At 72.8% G+C, this 16,206-nt stretch carries 10 protein-coding genes and 1 pseudogene; 4 read left to right on the top strand and 7 right to left on the bottom strand.

The window, feature by feature from the left end; all coding sequences use genetic code 11:
* The first annotated feature begins 19 nt into the window (after window positions 1-19).
* The gene (locus OG871_RS00150; RefSeq protein ID WP_371493426.1) at window positions 20-4,063 is read left to right on the top strand and encodes a trypsin-like peptidase domain-containing protein; all 4,044 of its coding nucleotides are present in this window, start codon (window positions 20-22) and stop codon (window positions 4,061-4,063) included.
* Between the two features lie 145 nt (window positions 4,064-4,208).
* Here the strand turns inward: OG871_RS00150 and OG871_RS00145 are convergent, their stop codons facing one another.
* On the bottom strand, window positions 4,209-4,952 hold the full coding sequence (locus OG871_RS00145) for a helicase associated domain-containing protein (protein WP_371493425.1): 744 nt from the start codon (window positions 4,950-4,952) through the stop codon (window positions 4,209-4,211).
* A 552-nt stretch (window positions 4,953-5,504) separates the two neighbouring features.
* Between OG871_RS00145 and OG871_RS00140 the strand changes: the two genes are divergently transcribed.
* Window positions 5,505-5,906, top strand: coding sequence for a hypothetical protein (locus tag OG871_RS00140; RefSeq protein WP_371503526.1), 402 nt, complete (start codon window positions 5,505-5,507; stop codon window positions 5,904-5,906).
* 608 nt (window positions 5,907-6,514) lie between these two features.
* Here the strand turns inward: OG871_RS00140 and OG871_RS00135 are convergent.
* Both OG871_RS00135 and OG871_RS00130 read right to left on the bottom strand, forming a co-directional pair.
* A pseudogene (locus OG871_RS00135) lies at window positions 6,515-6,856 on the bottom strand (competence protein CoiA family protein); the annotation flags it as partial.
* Window positions 6,857-7,241: 385 nt separating this feature from the next.
* Window positions 7,242-7,457, bottom strand: a complete 216-nt coding sequence (locus tag OG871_RS00130) for a hypothetical protein (protein WP_371493424.1) — start codon at window positions 7,455-7,457, stop codon at window positions 7,242-7,244.
* Window positions 7,458-8,587: 1,130 nt separating this feature from the next.
* Between OG871_RS00130 and OG871_RS00125 the strand changes: the two genes are divergently transcribed.
* Complete coding sequence (locus OG871_RS00125; RefSeq protein ID WP_371503183.1) at window positions 8,588-8,869, top strand: MerR family transcriptional regulator; 282 nt, start codon at window positions 8,588-8,590, stop codon at window positions 8,867-8,869.
* 786 nt (window positions 8,870-9,655) lie between these two features.
* Here OG871_RS00125 and OG871_RS00120 read toward each other — a convergent pair.
* Entirely contained in the window at window positions 9,656-11,164 is a 1,509-nt protein-coding gene (locus tag OG871_RS00120) for a carbohydrate binding domain-containing protein (RefSeq protein WP_371493423.1), read from the bottom strand.
* 960 nt (window positions 11,165-12,124) lie between these two features.
* Here OG871_RS00120 and OG871_RS00115 point away from each other — a divergent pair.
* Window positions 12,125-13,450, top strand: coding sequence for an MFS transporter (locus OG871_RS00115; protein ID WP_371503182.1), 1,326 nt, complete (start codon window positions 12,125-12,127; stop codon window positions 13,448-13,450).
* Here OG871_RS00115 and OG871_RS00110 read toward each other — a convergent pair.
* The 3 genes from OG871_RS00110 to OG871_RS00100 all read right to left on the bottom strand — a co-directional run bounded on the left by OG871_RS00110 (window position 13,363) and on the right by OG871_RS00100 (window position 16,179).
* Window positions 13,363-14,745: a TfuA-like protein gene (locus OG871_RS00110; protein WP_371493421.1), complete on the bottom strand. Its 1,383-nt coding sequence runs from the start codon at window positions 14,743-14,745 to the stop codon at window positions 13,363-13,365. The genes OG871_RS00115 and OG871_RS00110 overlap by 88 nt on opposite strands.
* The gene (locus OG871_RS00105; protein ID WP_371493420.1) at window positions 14,742-15,635 is read right to left on the bottom strand and encodes a YcaO-like family protein; all 894 of its coding nucleotides are present in this window, start codon (window positions 15,633-15,635) and stop codon (window positions 14,742-14,744) included. Before OG871_RS00105 ends, OG871_RS00110 begins: the two co-directional genes overlap by 4 nt.
* A 385-nt stretch (window positions 15,636-16,020) precedes the next feature.
* On the bottom strand, window positions 16,021-16,179 hold the full coding sequence (locus tag OG871_RS00100; RefSeq protein ID WP_371493419.1) for a hypothetical protein: 159 nt from the start codon (window positions 16,177-16,179) through the stop codon (window positions 16,021-16,023).
* Between the last annotated feature and the right edge of the window lie 27 nt (window positions 16,180-16,206).

The following is a 16,206-nucleotide window of genomic DNA, read 5'->3' as shown; positions in this document are numbered from 1 at the left end:
CGATGGGGACGGGGCGGTGGTGGGGACCGGCTTTCTGGTCGCCGAGGACCTGCTGATCAGCTGCGCGCACGTTCTGGTGGACGGCGGCTACGGTCCCGGTGACGCGGTGTCGCTGGTCTTCCCGCGCGCGCCCGGTGCCCCGTCGGTGAGGGGCCGGGTGCTGGAGGACGGGTGGCGCGACCCGCAGGAGCAGGACATCGCCCTCGTGCGACTGGAACACGTGCCGGCGGGTACGGCCCCGCTGCCGCTGGGGTCTGCGGCGGGCTGCCGCGGGCACCGGGTGCGCTCGCTCGGCTTTCCCACGCAGGCACCGCCGGGCGGTCACTTCGGGTCCGCCACGGCCGGCGGGCTGCTGCTGGCCGCCGACGACGCCGGTGATCTGCTGCAGCTGACCGGTGCCAACGATCTGACCACCGGGTTCAGCGGCGGGCCGATCCTCGACGAGACGACCGGTCTGGTGGTCGGCATGCTCACCGCCATCACCGCGCCCGACAGTCACGACCGCGGCCAGGGCATCGCCTACGCCACCCCGACCGCGGTGCTGCGCGAAGCGTGGCCCGCACTGGCCGTGCGCGACGTGTCGCCGTACCGGGCGCTGGAGCCGTTCACCGCCGAGCACGCCCGCTGGTTCCGGGGCCGCGAGGAGGCGGTGCGCCAGGTTCTGGCGGGCCTGGCGGGCGGGCGGCGGGTGGTGCTGCTGCTCGGACCCTCCGGGTCGGGCAAGTCCTCCCTGGTCCAGGCGGGGGTGCTGCCGGCGCTGGCGGCCGGACGGCTGCCGGGCAGTGACCGCTGGCGCCAGGTGCTCGCGCGGCCGGGCCCGGACCTGCCGGCCGCCCTCGAACAGGCCGGCCTCCCGGGGGCCGCCACAGCGGGGATCGGGGCGGCCGTCACCGGACTGCTGGCCGCCGATGCGACCCACGACCGCGTGGTGCTGGTCGTCGACCAGTTCGAGGAACTCCTCGCGCCCACCGCCGGACCACAGGCCCTTCAGACCCTCGCCGGGATCACCGAGGCGATCGGGTCCGACGCCACGCTCAGCGTGGTCCTCGTGATGCGCGACGACTTCTACTCCCGGCTGTCCGCGCTGGCCCCCGAACTGCTGCAAGCCGCACTGCAGACGCGGGGCGTGCTCAACGTGCCCGCCACGCTCACCAGCAGCGAACTGGACGCGATCGTCACCGGGCCCGCCCACGACCTGGAGGTGAGCTTCGAGCCGGGACTGGCACAGCGGATCATCGCCGACGTCCTGGCCCTGAACCCCCGCACGGCCGCGGACTTCGCGGCGCCGGTCACCGCGCTGCCCCTGCTCGAAGTCGCCCTCACCCGCCTGTGGGAACGCCGCCTCGACCACGACGGCCGCCTCACCCACGAGGCCTACCGCCGCATCGGCGCCGTCACCGGCGCCCTGGCCGACTGGTACAACGCCGCCCTCCGCGAACTCGACCAGCGACAGCGGGACGTCGCACAGAGGATCCTGACGGCCCTGGTCCGCCCCGCCAACGAGGCCCTGCACATCCCGGCGGTACGCCAGCAGCTCCCGCTCGACGAGCTACGCGACCTGGCCGCCGCCGACGGCACACCCCAGGCGCTACAGGCCGTCGAGGAGGTCCTGGCCGTACTCTCCCGCCACCGCATCGTCACCACCGACCGGGTACGCGAGCCCGAGCCGGCGGGCGACGCGGAGGGAACCCCGGTGGCCGAGCTGATCCACGACGCGCTCATCCGCGACTGGGACACCCTGCGCCGCTGGGTCGAGCAGGACGCCCGGTTCCACGACTGGCTCCACCGCGCCCGCATCCAGCACGCCCGCTGGCAGGAACACCGCGACCCTCAGGACCTACCCGCCGGAACCGTCCTCGCGGAGGGCACCGACTGGTCGGCACTCCGCCGCCTGCCGGCTGAACTCGAAGCCTTCCTCGATGCCGGACGCCGCCGCCAGCAGGCCGCCATCCGGCGCAGCAGGCGCCTCAACACCGTCCTGGCCACCCTCCTCGCCCTCGCCTTGATCGCCTCGGGGGTGGCTTTCTGGCAGCGGCAGACAGCGGTCACCGCCCAGCACGCCGCCCAGTCCCGGCAGCTCGCCGCCCAGTCCGACTCCCTGATCAGCACCAACCCCGATCTCGCCGCCCTCCTCGCGGTCGCCGCCTACCGCGTCAGCCCGACCGGGGAAGCCGCCACCAGCCTCAACGCCGCCGCGAACCTTCCCCTGCGCCACCGCCTCACCGGCCACGCCGGCTCCATGGACTCGGTGGCGTTCAGTCCCGACGGCCGCACCCTTGCCACCGTCGGCAGGGACAGCATGGTGCGGTTGTGGGAGGTGGCGACGGGCAAGGAACTCATGACTTTCTCCGGCCACACCGACTGGATGGCCTCGGTGGCGTTCAGTCCCGACGGGCGCACCCTCGCCACCGCCGGCAGGGACAGCACAGCGCGGTTGTGGGAGGTGGCGACGGGCAAGGAACTTATGACTTTCTCCGGCCACACCGACTCCGTGTACTCGGTGGCGTTCAGCCCCGACGGGCGCACCCTCGCCACCGCCGCCAGGGACAGCACGGTGCGGCTGTGGGAGGTGGCGACGGGCAAGACCATCACCACCTTCACCGGCCACACCGACTCCGTGTACTCGGTGGCGTTCAGCCCCGACGGGCGCACCCTCGCCACCGCCGGCAGGGACAGCACGGTGCGGCTGTGGGAGGTGGCGACGGGCAAGACCATCACCACCCTCACCGGCCATACCGGCGCAGTGGCCTCGGTGGCGTTCAGTCCCGACGGTCGCACCCTTGCCACCGCCGCCGGGGACAGCATGGTGCGGTTGTGGGAGGTGGCGACGGGCAAGGAACTTATGACTTTCTCCGGCCACACCGACTCCGTGTACTCGGTGGCGTTCAGCCCCGACGGCCATACCCTCGCCACCGCCGCCGAGGACAGGACGGTGCGGCTGTGGGAGGTGGCGACGGGCAAGGACGTCACTATCCTCACCGGCCACACCTACTCCGTGCTCTCGGTGGCGTTCAGCCCCGACGGGCACACCCTTGCCACTGCTGGCAACGAGGGGACGGTGCGGTTGTGGGAGGTGGCGACGGGCAAGACCATCACCACCCTCACCGGCCACACCGACTCCGTGGACTCGGTGGCGTTCAGTCCCGACGGTCGCACCCTCGCCACCGCCGCCAGGGACAGCACGGTGCGGCTGTGGGAGGTGGCGACGGGCAAGGTCGTCACCACCCTCACCGGCCACACCCTCTCCATGGACTCGGTGGCGTTCAGTCCCGACGGTCGCACCCTCGCCACCGCCGACGGCGACTACACCACACTCTGGGAGGTGGCGACCGGCAAGGCCGTCACCACCCTCACCGGCCACACCGATTCCGTGGACTCGGTGGCGTTCAGTCCCGACGGCCGCATCCTCGCCACCGCCGACGGCGACGACGCCACGTTGTGGGAGGTGGCGACGGGCAAGGTCGTCACCACCCTCACCGGCCACACCAGCGCAGTGTCCTCGGTGGCGTTCAGTCCCGACGGTCGCACCCTCGCCACCGCCGACGGCGACTACACCACACTCTGGGAGGTGGCGACCGGCAAGGCCGTCACCACCCTCACCGGCCACACCTACTCCATGGACTCGGTGGCGTTCAGTCCCGACGGCCGCATCCTCGCCACCGCCGACGGCGACGACGCCACGTTGTGGGAGGTGGCGACGGGCAAGGAACTCACCACCCTCACCGGCCACACCGATTCCGTGGACTCGGTGGCGTTCAGTCCCGACGGCCGCACCCTCGCCACCGCCAGCAGGGACAGCACGGCGCGGTTGTGGGAGGTGGCGACGGGCAAGGCCATCACCACCCTCACCGGCCATACCGGCTGGGTGTCTTCGGTGGCGTTCAGCCCCGACGGCCGCACCCTCGTCACAGCTAGCAGGGACCACACCGCCCGGCTGTGGACCTACGCCGCGCCGGAGGCCGCGATCAGCACAATCTGCGAGGCCGTCGCCCGTGACCTCACCCCTGACGAAAAGGCGCTATACCTGCCCGGACAGTCCGTCGGACCTATCTGCCCCGCATGACCCCACCAGCACGCCGACATCCGTCCTGGCCCGGCCCTGGCGGTGGAGGAGCGCCGGGCCGGGCCGCGAACAGTGCCCCCGGCCGCACGGGCGCCAAACAGATTCACCAGCCGGCCACCCGCCCGGCCCTTCCGGGACGGCCCGCTCACGCCCACTCCACGCCGTGTTCGGCGAGCTGCGCGAGCTGGCCCGGGGTCAGCTTCGCCCGGCGGGCCTTCTGGTTGTTGAGCCACGTACCCAAGGCGAAGTGCGACACCACGACCTGCTCCTCACCGCCGGGGCCGGCCTCCACGCTCTCCAGCGGCTCCTTGTGCGGGCGCCGGACGTTGGCGTGCCGCTCCCGCTCGACGAAGGCCGCCAGCGCCGCCAGGCCCTGGGCGAACCGGTCCGTGCGGGACACCGTCGGCTTCGCTTCGGCAGCGGCCTTCGCGGCCACCAGCTCCTGGTCCTCCTCGATGCCTCTCGCGGCGAGCAGGTCCCGCTGGTCCCCCTCCAGACCGGGCCAGCCGGCCCTCGGTGCCTGCACCCAGCGGCCGAGCTGCTCACCCTCGTACACGGTGTCCGCCGGCAGGGTGGTCCAGTCGACCAGGCCGTCGGACTCCAGCCACCACAGCCGGGCGGTCGCATAGGTGCGCTGCCAGGTGATCGGCCAGGCCGGGCACCACCACGGGTCGATCACCTCCAGCGCCCGCCGCCGCTCGGGCGACAGCGCCCCCTGCTCGCCCGCCGGCACCTGGGCCGACGCCCGCAGCTCCGACAGCCACGTCCCGATCGCGTACCCGCCGACCGGCGCCCGCGCCGGCGCCGCTAACGACCCACCATGCCCCTTCGCCCATACCCGCGCCCAGGCCAACCCGTCCTCCCCGGGCGGGTCGGCGCGCGCGGCCATCAGGCCCGGGACTATCAGGATTCCCTTCCTGATACTCCCGCGTCATCCTCACCCCGTCCCACTGGCCCGGGTCCGCAGCGCGGATCGAGGTCACGACAAGCTCCTGGATCGGCCTGGGCCAGGGCTGGGGACAGCTGCGCGAACGCCGGATCGTCGCCACCTCCACCGGGCGCAGCGGCCTGGGCATCGGCCGCCGCGTCGAGGTGCTGCTCCCGGACGAGCGTGGCCGCTGAGTGCGTTCGGGCGGTGTCTCGGTTCCTGTGCGGGATCGGATGCACTCCGGGTGGGATCTGGCGGCTTTCTGACCGGTCGGCGGCTACCGTGGGCCGGCCGCGCGCCTGCGGCCGCCGCGGGGGAGTGTGTCGTACGGTCGGGGTCGGAGGACGGTGTCCACTCCCGTCGCCGATCCCGGCCCGGCCGTCCACCCCCCCCGGCGGCCGGGCCTCAGCGCGCAGCCCCTGCCGGCGAGCCACCTGCCCAGCTGTGCCGCGGCGCGTCGCCTCTCGCTGGCTGTGGCTCGCGCCGGCCGGGGCGGGGGCGTACACCGGAGACATGGACCACTCCGACGCCGCCGAGGGGGTCGGCTCCGGCGACGCGCCGGAGCTGTGCGACGGCTGCGGCCGGATGGTGCCCGCCCGGCAGCTGGTGGTCTCGCGGGCGCCGGACTCCTCGGCGGTGTCGATGGACGCCCGCCTCGACGGCCAGCGACTGCTGCGCGCGTGCTGCGAGCCGCACCTGATCGAGCTCGCCGTCGGCTACCTGCGCCGCCCGTTCGTGCCGGAGGAGCTGTGGTCCGGGCAGATCACCCGGGCGGTGCGCCTGCTCGACCCGCTGGAGGGGGAGCAGATGTACGAGCAGGTCGTCGCGATCACCGGCCTCGACGAGGAGCAGGTGATGCGGGCGGTCGCTTGGCAGGAGGGCCACGGAAGTCCTTTCGGATCGGCCCCGGACTGATCAGGCCGGAGCGTGCGACGCCGTCCCCGGGGACGCCCGTGACACGAGGCCCCCCAACCGACTCCAGCCACCACGCCCTGGCCGCGACGTACGCGCGCTGCCAGGTGACCGGCCAGGCCGGGTTCCACCAGGGATCGATCTCCTCCAGCCGCCAGCGCTTGTCCGGCGCCAGCTGCGCCGTCCTCGACCTCCTGCAGGGAGGCCGTCGGCCGCATGGACACGACCCAGGCACCGACCCCCAGCGCCTCGCGGTCCGCCTGGTCGTGCTCGGCGGCCGTCGCCGCGTAGGCGGGGGCGCTCCAGTGCCCCTGCCACGGCCGCCCGTCCGCGCGCAGCCGGTACCGTCCGGCCGCGGGCGCCCGGTACGGCGCGACGCGGCCCGCAAGGACCCAGGACACGAAGTCACCCAGCGGCGCCGTGACGCTCTCCCAGTCGCCGTGCCCCCGCGAGCACGCACACCACCGCCTGCACGCCTGCACCGAGAACCGGGCGAGACCCGCGGCGACCTCCCAACCGTCCGGCCCGCCGTCAGGCGCGGTGCCGGGCGCGGTGACCCGGATCGAGGGCACCGATCCCAGCCACCGCCGGGGCCGGGTGGCCACCCAGCACACCGCTACACCGTCACGCGCGAAGCGTTCGGTGCGCGCCCGTATCTCGTCCTCGGTGATCGCCGACAGCTGCGCCTCCCATGCGATGCGGCGGGCGCCGTCGGGGGAGGAGGCCATCACGTCCGCCCGCCAGGTGCCGTGCGGTGCGCGGACTTCCAGCTCGGCGAACCAGCCGGCTTCCCGGATCGCGGTGGCGAGCTGCAGCTTGAGCAGGTGGTGTTCCATCGACTCCCCGGCGAGCGCGCAGCGCGGCGCCCCGGGGTCGTGGGCGAAGAACCGCATCCGGGTGGGGGAGAGCTTGGCGTGCATGCCGTGCCCGCACTCCGGGCAGGCCAGCGGCACGCGTGGCCGCGCCCGGTGCACCAACGCCCAGGCCCAGCCGCACCCGAGATCGTCCCGGCTGGCATCCAGCCGGCCCCGCTCCGCGTGCACCGCGGTGAACGCCACACCCTCCCCCTCCCCGTACAACCTGAACGGCCGACGCGCCCCCGGCCCTCCCGAGCCCGCCCCCAGTCCCTTCCCCTGCCTGCACCCGGTCCACCCCACCAGGTACGGCGCCACACACCCCGCGCCCGGAAACCGTCACACCAGTGGCGGCGTTCATCCGGGGCGACCCATGAGGATGTCGCCGTCGAGGGCTTCGGCGGAGCGCTGCTTACCTGGGACGCCGCCGTCCGCGCCACCTGACACCCGGTACGCCGTGGCGGCGGGGTTGTGCCCGTGCCGGCTACCGGGGGCCCGGCCGTCGGCTGCGGCGGGGGTCGAGCGCGTCGCGCAGGGCGCGTAGCTCGGTGATGGTGGCCTGTTCGGCGAAGCGGGCCAGTAGCCGGCGAAGGCCCCGCTGGTCCCGGTCGCGGACGGCTTCGGTGATGGCGGCCAGCAGCGACGCCTGGGTGTGCGGCGCAGCTGCGCGCACCGCGGGCTCGGCCTGTGGCCCTTCCACCGGTCGCCTCTCCTTCGTGGTGCCGCTCATCGTTGCGGGCCGCGGGGTGCTTGGTCCGCGCCGTTGCGGGGCGAAGACTACCTTCCCCTGGCGAACCGAAAAATCTGTGCTGGCCAGAGTAGACATTGCCCGGGGCTGTGGTTAGTGTTTCTCTCGCAGACGCAGTCAAGCGGTACCCGCCAGACACGAACTGGCGGGACGCAGTACCGAATTTCGCAGGTCGGCACGGTTGTGGGGTCCCGAAGCCAGGTTGGTGCAGTAAGGCGACAGGACCGACGGCCGGGCCGGGCGGCCCGCAGGTATCAGGGGCCTGCCACGAAGCGGTACCGCAGTTCAGCAGGACGCAGGACACGCCGGGCTGGTGGGCGTGAAGCAGTGACGCGAACAACGGCACGGCAGCGGAGTTCCGGAGCCAGAGCAGGTGCAGGACGGCGACGGGACTGGCGGCCGGGCCGGGTGGCCCGCAGGTATCAGGGGCCACCGGCGAGCGGTACCGCGGCAAGTGCAGATGCAGTACCAGTAGGTGAAGTCGAGTTGAGCGGTACCGGCAGTCGCGGTACGCGGTATCTCAGCAAAGGCGCCAGGGCTGCGGGCGCGCGTGCTGGGAGTTCGGCAGTGGGGTTCCAAGCCAAGCAGGTGAGCAGGACGGGCGACGGGGCTGACTGCCGGACCGGACGGCCCGTCAGGGCCGCCACAGCAGTACCAGGTGGTTGAAGTTCAGCAGTACCGAGAAGTACCCGTGTGAGCAGTACCGAGCAGTTCGCACATCCCGATCAGTACAGAGGATGAAACGGAGGGACAGAGCGCCATCAGGATCGCCCGGCCCGTGAGGTAGGTAATCGCCCGGGCGGACACCGCAGACCCCCTTTTGAGTACGAGGACGGTGGTTTCCGGTCACGCATACGCGATCCCCGCACACCCCCACCCCCGGGGCAGTGCGGAACACGAAACCCGGCCCAGGCCGGTAGATGGTGTTGTTCCCCTTCGGGGCCCCGGAGCCACTACGGCGCCGGGGCCCCTCGACGCGTTCCCCAGGAACCAAGAGAGGTGCAGTGACTACGACGACCGACAGGCCCCACACCCCCGACACCCCCGACTCCTTCGACGACGACGACTACCCCGCCTACACCATGGGCCGCGCCGCCGAGATGACCGGCACCACCCCCGGCTTCCTACGCGCCCTCGGCGAACACGGCCTCATCACCCCACTACGCTCGGAGGGCGGACACCGCCGCTACTCCCGCTACCAGCTGCGCATCGCGATGCGCGCTCGCGACCTCGTCGACCAGGGCACCCCGATCGACGCCGCCTGCCGCATCGTCATCCTCGAAGACCAACTCGAGGAAGCCCTGCGCATCAACGAGCAGCTCCGCGGCTCCCAGCACGGCCAGAAGCCCGCAGCCGACACCTGACCCGCTTACCCGCCCGGCCGACGAGACCGGTCCGCGGTGAGCGACAGGCGCTCACCGCAGGCCGCCCCGGGGCGCCGACGACAAGAGCCGCCCGCCGCCGATCGCGGGTCGGCCGCCCTCCACCGCCGCGGAGGCCCGGTAACCGGCCGGACTGGCGGGGAGCAGTTCGGGGCCGCCCGGAACGATGGCTCGTTGCCCCAGTGGAGTTGACGCCTGGGGGCGTTCATCTGCTGCCGGTCTGACCAGGTCATGACGCGTGCCCCGCGGCGTGGGACGGGCCCGGCCTTCTTCTTGCCGTTGACCGGACAGTGCCCACGCTCGCACGGCGGGCAATACCCGCCCGATGGTCGCTCCGCGACCGCCCGCGCCGCGCGAGTGCCTGAGGCGTGGACACGTGGTGGGCGACCTCGACCAGGACACCGGTCCGCTGCTGGACGCCGCCGTGGAGAGGGCCCCGATCGGACGAGGCGGGCATTGCACCAGCCTGTCCGTGGAGACGAAGCGGACGGCGGACCGCCACGCCCGTCACGGTGTACGCGACGCAGACAGCGACGACGAACTTCTCGTGGCGGGCGTCGTCGTCGGCCACGTCACCATGGCGGACACCGAAAGCGGTGAAGATGGCAGGTACCGGTGGATGGAGACCCCGGACGCCGACACCGCCGTTCTGCCGGCATGTCCAGCAGGTCCCCGGGGGTCGCGCTGGCCGACCCGTGCCTCGGACAGTCAGGTCCGACTGTCCGAGGCTGGTGAAGGGGCACGCCGCGGGTAGCGGTAGGGCAGTGATCAGCCGGTGTACTGCTCGAAGACCTTGGTGAACTCGTACGGCTGTGAGTCGATCCCGCTGCAGCTGGCGGAGGCGCCGCCGCCCGTGCAGCCCTGCTGGTCACGGCCGACGGACCAGAAGGCCAGTCGCCCGACGTGGTGCTGCCGGGCGAAGGCCAGGACGGTGCGGGCGTCGGCGACCGTGAACACCTCGTTGGGGTCGTCGTTCTGGCCGATCATCGGAGTGATGCCGATGAGTGACCAAAGCTCCGCGTCGGACTTGCCGGGGAGCAGCTGTGCGAGCTGGTCGTGCAGCTTCTGGGCGGCCTGGGCCGCGCGGTCGCCCATGGCGCCGCCGTTGTTCTCGTAGTAGTCCATGGTCATGATGTTCACCAGGTCGACGCGGACGCCAGCGTTGATCGCGGACTTGACGATGTAGAGGTTGTCGGCGTTGAGCCCCGACTCCGGCAGCACCCCGAGGGTGAGGGAGACCGTGAGGGTCTTTCCCGCGTTGGCTGCGTTCTGCTGCAGGATCTTGATGGCCTGGGATCGGCGGTCGGCCATCGAGTGGTCGGTGAGGTTGTCCTGCTGGTCGCCCTTCTCGATGTCGAAGTCGATTGCTGTGAGTCCGTAGGCGTCGATGACCGATTGGTAGGCGGCGGCGAGACTGTCTGCGGTCCCGCACTGTCGCGCCAGGTCGTTCGCGTTCCAGCCGCCGGTGGAGACCAGGGCGTCGCCACCCGCGTTGCGCAGGCCGGTGATGTTGGAGCTGGCGTCGCCGCCCGCCATCGTGGCCTGGCAGCCGCCGTTGGAGTTGAGGAATGCCAGGGTGAAGTACTTCTGCCCGGACGCGCCGGCGATCTGGCTGAGATCCTTGCCGAAGCTGGCATCGAGATACGGGGCGAACTTGAAGCCGCTGCTCGGGCTGCCTGTGGGCGTGGGCGTGGGGGTCGGGGTCGGGGTGGGGGAGGCGGAAGTCGGGGTCGGGGTGGGAGTCCCGTTGCCTGCGGGGCCGCTGAGAGTGATGTCGTCGGCGTGGTACGCGCCCGTGCCGTACCAGCCGTGGGTGTAGAGCGTGATGCTGTTGGTATTGGCTCCGGTGGTGAAGCTCGTGGTGAGTTGGCTCCAGCCGGATGAGCTGTTCCACGTGCTCGGGTCATTGCTGCCGGTTCCGCTCGCCCCGAGGTAGGCGTTCTGGCCCTGGACCCAGCCGCTGAGAGTGTAGGCGGTGCCGGGCTGCACGTTGACGGTCTGGCTGCATTGTGCGGTGTCACTGGCCGTCGGGGTGGCCTCGAGTGCGTAGGACCCGGCGTGGGCCGGGCTGGTGACGACTGCGCCGGTGCCGGCCGAGCATGACCAGTGGGACAGGTCTCCGGTCTCGAAGCCGCCATTGGCCGTCAGATTGGTGTCTGCCGCGTTGGCCCCGGTCCCGAGCGCGACCAGGGTGCCTGCGCCCAGAGCGACTGTGGCGGCGCTGACCAGGGCAATCGTCTTGCGGGAGGCACGTCGGCGGTGCTGTGAGGATGACATCGGAGTCCGTTTCCTGGGTGCGGGGGAGTGAGCGTCCGCGAAGTGCGGACGACTCCTGATGGTCCGTGAGATACGGTCTAGAAATGTGAGTTGATCTGCCGCCGCAACTCTCGGTTGGACGCACGCAGAGGCTGGGCTGCGGCGGCGTGCAGCACACGGGAGTCCCGCGTGGGGTCGGGTCTCCCGTGTGCTGTCGACAACAAGGTGGACTGGGCCAAGTGCCAGGTCAAGGAGGTCGTCCGCGCCTTGAGCCTGCCTTAAGGAGATCGCCCTCGCGGCGTTGAGCCCGCCTTAAGACTGCCGGTCCGGCAGCCCGTGGGAAGCCTGCGGCGGCGTCCGCCCGGCGCATGTTCTCAGGGGATGGTTTCACCGCCCGGGACCGCGGCGACATCCGCAAGCCCGTCCACTGACGCCCTTCCCGAACCACCGCGCCCCAACCGGCGCCCGGACCTGACCCGCTCCCGGGCCGAGCTCGGCTTCGACCCCCAGGTCACCCTGGCCGCCGACGGCCTGCGTCGCGTCCTCGCCCGCCAGACCGCCCTCCTCGCCCCGGCCCGCACACGCGTCGGGAAACCGGGCCGTACCGCCGGGTACGACGCGCTGACATCACGCAACGCCGCCTCGGTGCGCGCGGGCCGACGCGGCCTGGAGGTCGCCGTCCAGGTGCGGCCTGCGCGGAGCTGTACTCACTCTTCGGGCGTAACCCGCTCGCCGCCGCGGCCGGCCCCGCGGGTGCGTGTGCCGGCGACGCGGCCGCGTAGGGTCGGGGGCCGGATCCGACCGAGTCCGTGGCAGTCCTCAACGGCTGTTCGTGGTGGGGAAGTTATCGCTTCGAGGCGCGTCCTGGTGCGTCTGCGACAGACGATCTTCGGGTTGCTCTAGAGTCGGTGCGAGCTTCCCGGTGGCGCCCAGCGCTGCCGGGACTTCGTGTTCTCTGGGCGGAGTTGGATCTTGCGAAACGTGCGGCTGCTGGACCGGGAAGCGCCAGGATCTGTCCCACGGATCGGCTGGGGGGCCCGCGTCCGGGAGGCGGGGGCGCCGCTGGCGATCCGCCCCTACCGGCTGCACGTCACTGCCCGCCTGCTGTCCTGGACCGGATCGGCGGTTTCCCCGATCGGCCTGGCGTTCGCGGTGCTGCACATCGGTGGGAGCGCCAGCGCGCTCGGCCTGGTGCTCGCGGCCAGTGTGGCGCCGCAGATCCTGCTGCTGCTGGTGGGCGGTGTCGTGGCGGATCGGCTCTCCCGGGCCCGGGTCATGGTGTGGTCCAACATCGTCTGCGCCGTCGCGGAGGGGCTGGCGGTGGTGCTGCTGTGGGCCGGGGCCGCCCGGGTGTGGCACCTGGTGGCGATGTCGGCGGCCTGCGGGGCGGCGTCGGCGTTCTTCACCCCGGCGGCCGGTGGCATCGTGGTGGAGGTCGTGCCCGCCGAGATGCGGCACGCGGCGAACGCGCTGCTCAAGATCGGGCAGAACACGGTGAAGGTGGCCGGTCCCGCGCTGGGCGGGGTGCTGGTCGCGGCGTTTGGGCCGAGCTGGGTGATCGGGTGGGACGCGCTCACCTTTGCCGCCTCCGCGGTGCTCTTCGCGCGGATCGACCTGAGCGCCGGGCCGGTGAAGCTGAAGGCGCGGTTCACCGCCGACTTGCGCGAGGGCTGGGACGACTTCCGTTCGCGGCGCTGGCTGTGGGTGATGGTCTGCCAGTCCGCCCTGGTCGTGCCGGTTTGGCTGGCTGGCTATCAGCTGCTCGGCCCGGTCTACGGGGCCCGGTTCCTGGGCGGTGCGGCGCTGTGGGGTGCGGTGGTGTCCGGGTTCACGGCCGGGCTGGTGGCCGGCGCCGCCGTCGCGCTGCTGTGGAAGCCGCGCTGGGTCGGGCGGGTGGTGTGCCTGGGCATCGGGTCGATGGCGCTGCCGCTGGGCGCGATGGCCGCGGCCGCCCCGCTGCCGGTTCTCATCGTCGCGACCGCGGCGGCCGGCACGGGGCTGGCGATCAGCATGACCGTGTGGGCCTCCCTAGTGCAGGAGCGCATCCCCGCCGATCGCCTCAGCCGCACCATGTCGTACTCGACGCTCGGTCAGATCCTGCCGGTCCCCCTCGGCTACCTCCTTGCGGGACCGGCCTCCCACGCCTTCGGGGTCCACTCCACCCTCGCCGCAGGCGCCCTGGTGATCGCGGCGGCCGCCGTCGTGCCACTGGCGCTCCGTCAGGTGCGCTGGCTCTCCCTGACCACCGACGAAGAGGCGACGGCGACCGGCGGCGAGCTCGTCTCCGCGGCCCGGGCCCCGAGGTAGAAGGCGCGGGCGACCTCGACGGCGCCCGCGAAGTCCCGAAACGCCCGGTCGCGGGCCGCCGCGTCCAGCACCGCCCGGTCGGCGTCCGCCGCCAGGTGCCAGCGGGCCGCCAGGTGGCGAGCGATCCGGTCCGGGTCCAGGTGGGCGGTGCTGCGGCGGGCATCGGCGGCTTCGACGGCCGCGTTCAGCGCGAACGCGGCGGCGACCGCCTCGGTGGTCGCCAAGCCCGCCTCGAGCAGTTCCCCGGCCTCGGCGCGGGTGGACGGCCACGCCGACCAGGCGCCGTCCAGCCGGGCCGAACGGACCATCATCCTCAGCAGTGACTCGGCGGGGACCAGGTCCCGGATCTCCTCGGGAGTGAGCCAGAACGCCAGCTGCCGTCCCGACATCCCCGCGGTGTCCACTCCCTCGGCGGCGGCGACCCGCAACGCGGCGCTCTCCAGATCCGGCGTCGCCCTGGTCGGCGGACGTCGGGCGACGGCGGCCAGGACCCGCGCCCGCCACCGGGCCGCGAACCGGGGGTCGTAGAGCTGCTGGTGCTGGAGCACGGCGAGGAACGGCACCGCGGCGGCGTCGGGGCGGAAAGTCGCGGCCCAGTACCGTACGAAGCTGGTCCGCCACGGCTCCTGCGCCCACGGCCCGGCGCCGGTCACCGGCGCCAGGCCGGCCGCGACCAGGGCGAGCGCGAGCTCGGCGTCCTCGCGCTTGAGGTCGTACGGGTGGGTGCGGCGCCAGGCGTCGACGGTCTCGAACGCCTCGGTGGCGCCGGCCGCGCGGGCACCGCGGCCGAGCGCCGCCCAGGAGCGGCGGGTGTAGGGCAGGGCCCGGGCGAGGTATTCGAGGTTGCGCGCGTCGTCCGTGCTGATCAGAGCGGCCGCCGAGCAGCGGGTGAACGCGGTCCGCAGGTTCACCAGCGCCTCGGCCAGCGGCCGGCCGTCGGGGGTGTGCAGGACGGCCACCTCGTCGTCGGCGTCCAGGACCCCGGTCCGCAGCTGGTCGAAGATCTGGCCGACGCCGGTCATGCCGTAGGGGGCGAGCTCGGCGGCGCGAAGGGCGCCCATGCTCGCGGCGCCGACCACGCGCACGCCCTCGGCCAGCAGCAGCAGGATCTCCTTGTGCCGCACCGGGGCGCTCTGGTGCCACAGTCCGTCGATGACCACCACGGTGTCGCCGGGGGCGGTGTCGAGCCGCAGCAGGTCGCCGTGCCGGACCGGTGGATGGCACACCGCGCCCGGGACGAGCTCGCGGACGCGGGCAGTCGGCAGGGTGGGGCCGGCGAAGACGTGGACTCTCACGCGGCGACCTCCTGGGTGGGTCGGGGGATGGTGTGGCGGGCGTCGTAGCGCAGGTGCGGCGCCAGGACCTTGACCACCGCGAACTCCTCGCAGGCGTGTGGTCCCCAGGTCAGGTCGACGACCAGGGGGTGGGTGCCGGTGGTGTGGGCGACGAGCGCGGCCAGGTGCCCGGCCTCCCCGTCATCGGTGGCGAAGCCGGCGACGTACCGGCGGGCGATGGTCGCCCAGTCCGCCCCGGCGGCCGGGGCGGGGGCGGGGCCGCGGTGAACGGTGTCGCGGTAGGCAGCCGGGTGGATGTCCTCGCGGCTGCCGGTGATCTGGGTAAGCCTGGACTGCGCGGCCTCGGTGATCGCCCGGGAGAGGGCGACGTGCGGGTCCAAGTGGGCGCCGGAGCCGGAGACCAGCAGCGCGGGCTGGTCCTCGCGCCACAGGTAGCAGGCCATGACGGGGACGCCGAACCGGTTCGGCAGGTGCCACAGCTCCAGCCAGGCCCGGGCCGCCCGTACCCGGGCGATCAGGTCCGCGCAGTGCGGGTCCTCGACGGTTACCGGGTCGATGAGCTGCGGCAGCCACGGCTGGCCGGGCGTGGTGAGGTCGCTGATCGTGTCCCGTTCGATCACCTCGCACAGGCCGTGCACGACGGCCTCGGCGCGGGTGTTGCCGGAGGCCAGGCCGTTGGTCGAGGCGCTGGGCAGGTGCAGGCGCCACTGGTCGTGGACCTCCCTGCCCAGACGTATGCACGCGGCCGGGACCGGCACGGGGGTGTCGTCCACGGCCGATCGGGCGGTGATCCAGTCCAGGACGGTGCGGGAGGTCAGCAGCGAGCCGGCGTGCGACTCCAGCGCGGTCACCGGGTAGGGCAGCCCCATCTCCCGGGCCGGCGCGCGCACCGACGGCGCGGGAACGGCGCGTTCGCCGTGCCATCTCGATCGCCTCCATCGCCCCGGACACCCGGGCCGCGTCCAGCGTCGCGCCCTTGCCCTGGGCGACGGACAGGGTCCGGGCCAGGGGCCGCACGGCCATGGTCACCGGGATGCCGAGGTCGTCCAGGCCGGTCACGTCCGCGACGCGGGTGATCCCGTACGTCGCCAGCAGCGGCCGGATGGCGGCCCAGGTCTCGGCGGGGTGACGGGTGCGGTGGGTGCCGTCGAAGAACGCCTTGCGCATGCTGCCTTTCCTCCTCGGGGTGGCGAAGCCCGGCCGCCGGACACCCAGGTCATGGGCGGTGCCCGGCGGCCGGGCGGTCAGCTACTCAACTACCGGCTGCCGGCCGCCTCAGACGGTGGGCAGGTCGTAGGTGTGGGTGTCGGGGAAGGCGGAGTCGGGCACAGCCGGGTCGCCGCCGGAGTTCTGCGGCATGTTGCCCTCGGCGTGGAGCTCGGCCACGAAGTCCGCCGGGTCGACGACGACCCCGGGCGTGGTGATGTCGGGCACTGTGTTCCTCCTTGAGCTGGACGGACT

The sequence above is a fragment of the Kitasatospora sp. NBC_00374 genome (assembly GCF_041434935.1).
Taxonomy (GTDB): domain Bacteria; phylum Actinomycetota; class Actinomycetes; order Streptomycetales; family Streptomycetaceae; genus Kitasatospora.
This window is presented reverse-complemented; position numbering and strand designations above follow the sequence as displayed.

Coding starts and splice junctions, on each gene's coding strand:
- OG871_RS00145 (WP_371493425.1), bottom strand. CDS start 4,952: ATGGCCGCGCGCGCCGACCCGCCCGGGGAGGACGGGTTGGCCTGGGCG.
- OG871_RS00140 (WP_371503526.1), top strand. CDS start 5,505: ATGGACCACTCCGACGCCGCCGAGGGGGTCGGCTCCGGCGACGCGCCG.
- OG871_RS00125 (WP_371503183.1), top strand. CDS start 8,588: ATGGGCCGCGCCGCCGAGATGACCGGCACCACCCCCGGCTTCCTACGC.
- OG871_RS00120 (WP_371493423.1), bottom strand. CDS start 11,164: ATGTCATCCTCACAGCACCGCCGACGTGCCTCCCGCAAGACGATTGCC.